This is a genomic window from Actinosynnema sp. NPDC020468 (assembly GCF_040642015.1).
GTDB lineage: Bacteria > Actinomycetota > Actinomycetes > Mycobacteriales > Pseudonocardiaceae > Actinosynnema.
In genome coordinates, this window is sequence record NZ_JBFAEO010000109.1 from 1 (window position 1) to 2,306 (window position 2,306).

At 71.9% G+C, this 2,306-nt stretch carries 2 protein-coding genes; both read left to right on the forward strand.

Features of this window, described 5'->3' with window-relative positions; all coding sequences use genetic code 11:
- Nucleotides 1–155: 155 nt before the first annotated feature.
- The gene (locus tag AB0G50_RS35835; protein WP_360118561.1) at nt 156–833 is read left to right on the forward strand and encodes a response regulator transcription factor; all 678 of its coding nucleotides are present in this window, start codon (nt 156–158) and stop codon (nt 831–833) included.
- A gap of 37 nt (nt 834–870) precedes the next feature.
- Complete coding sequence (locus tag AB0G50_RS35840; protein WP_360118564.1) at nt 871–2,010, forward strand: HAMP domain-containing sensor histidine kinase; 1,140 nt, start codon at nt 871–873, stop codon at nt 2,008–2,010.
- The last annotated feature ends 296 nt before the right edge of the window (nt 2,011–2,306 follow it).

The following is a 2,306-nucleotide window of genomic DNA, read 5'->3' on the forward strand; positions in this document are numbered from 1 at the left end:
GGCCGGGGGGGGCGCCGGGGCCCGCGATCGCCACGCCCCCCGGCTCGGGGGGGGACCCGGGGGCTAACGCCCCGGCGCCCCGCGCCGTTCCCGCGTCCGCGGCCGCCGTCGGTGCCGTTGAGGACGTTCTCAGGTATCTGTGGCACCGTTGTGGGGTGCGGATCCTGGTAGTCGAGGACGAGGTGCCGCTGGCCGACGCGATCGCGCGTGGCCTGCGGCGCGAGGGCATGGCCGTGGACGTCGCCTACGACGGCGAGACAGGGCACGAGAAGTCGACCGTGACGCGGTACGACGTCATCGTGCTCGACCGCGACCTGCCCGGCATGTCCGGCGACGAGCTGTGCAAGGAGATCCTGGCCTCCGGCGCGCTGACCAGGGTCATGATGCTCACCGCCAGCGCCGGGCTGGACGACCGGGTCGCCGGGCTGTCCCTGGGCGCCGACGACTACCTGGCCAAGCCCTTCGCGTTCCCCGAGCTGGTCGCCAGGGTGCGCGCCCTCGCCCGCCGCGCCACGCCCGCCACCCCGCCGCTGCTGACCGCGCGCGACGTCGAACTGGACCCGGCGCGCCGGACCGTGCGCCGCGGCGGCCGGCCGGTGGAGCTGACCCGCAAGGAGTTCGGCGTGCTGGAGGTGCTGCTCGCCGCCAAGGGATCCGTGGTGAGCAGCGAGGAGCTGCTGGAACGGGTCTGGGACGAGAACGCCGACCCGTTCACCACGACCGTGCGGGTCACCGTGATGACGCTGCGCAAGAAGCTGGGCGAGCCCGGGATCATCGACACCGTGGTCGGGTCCGGGTACCGGGTGCCCACGGCGGGTTCCACTGAGGACTGAACTGGCGCGCCGGCGGGGCCCCGGCCTGCGGGCGCGCGTGACGTTCCTGGCCGCCTCGCTGGTCGCGTTCGCGAGCGGGCTGCTGCTGTTCCTCGGCTGGATGCTGGTCGGTCGGGTGGTCGCGTCCTCGCCCCGGTTCCCCGAGGGCAGCACCGTGGTCGTGGACGGGGTCGAGGTGGACGCGGGCGTGCTCGCCGACCGGCTCGGCCAGCAGGCGCAGGACGACGTGCTGCGGTCGGGTTCCATCGCGTTCGTGCTGGTGGTGATCGCCGCCGGGCTGCTCGCGTGGACCATGGCCGGTCGCGTGCTCAAACCCGTGCAGGAGGTGACCGGCGCGGCGCGCAGGCTCTCCGCCGAGTCGCTGGGCGCCGAACGCCTCCGGTTGGAGGGGCCGCGCGACGAGGTCGCGGAGCTGGCCGACACGTTCGACGAGATGCTCGACCGCCTCCAGGCCGCGTTCGACTCGCAGCGGCGCTTCGTCGCCAACGCCTCGCACGAGCTGCGCACCCCGCTGGCGGTGATCCGGACCGAACTGGACGTGACGCTGTCCGATCCGGACGCCGACGAGGCCGAGCTGCGCCGGATGGCGTCCGTGGTGCGGTCCGCGACCGAGCGGGCCGAGCAGTTGGTGAGCGCGCTGCTGCTGCTCGCGCGCACCGACGGGGTGGGGCTCGCGGTGCGCGAACCCGTCGACCTGAACGCGGTCGTGGAGTCGGCGTGGCGGGCCGTGCGGTCCGAAGCGGACGCGAAGCAGGTGCGGTGCTCGGTGCACAGCGCGCCCGCGCCCGCCGTGGGCGACCCGGCGCTGCTGGAGCGGATCGCGGGGAACCTGCTGGAGAACGCCGTGCGGCACAACGTGGCCGGCGGGTGGATCGACGTGCGCACCGAGGGCGGACCCGAGTGGACGGTGCTGCGGGTGTCCTCGTCGGGTCAGGTCGTGGCGCCCGAGCGGGTGGACGAGCTGTTCGAGCCGTTCCGCCGCGGTGGCGCGGACCGGACCGCGCGCACCGGCACCGGGCTCGGCCTGTCCATCGTGCGCGCGGCGGTGGCGGCGCACGACGGGCACGTGCGGGCCGAGGCGGTACCCGGAGGTGGGCTTTCCGTGGTCGTTTCCCTGCCCTCCGCGCCGCCCTGGGACGGGTCGGAAACTTCTTCGAGTGGCCCCGGTCACACATGATCGTCGTTTGGGGTCGCGGCACGGGGTGCTACCTGCGAAAACGTGGTCCCGGACCCCCGATTTGTATCCGCGTTCGGCGGGGTGTAACTTTCTCCATGTCAGCAGGAACGGGCCGCGAAAACCGGGCCGGAACGCAGACCAAAAGCCTAGAATTTAAGACACACCAGCCCCGGTTGTGAGTCACTCGAAAGAGTGGGTTACGATGGTGAGCGCGTGTTCTTTGAGAACTCAACAGCGTGCCGAATAGCCAGTAAATTGTATGAACCTCGTCAAGAGGTTTTCCTTTGAGATTGTTA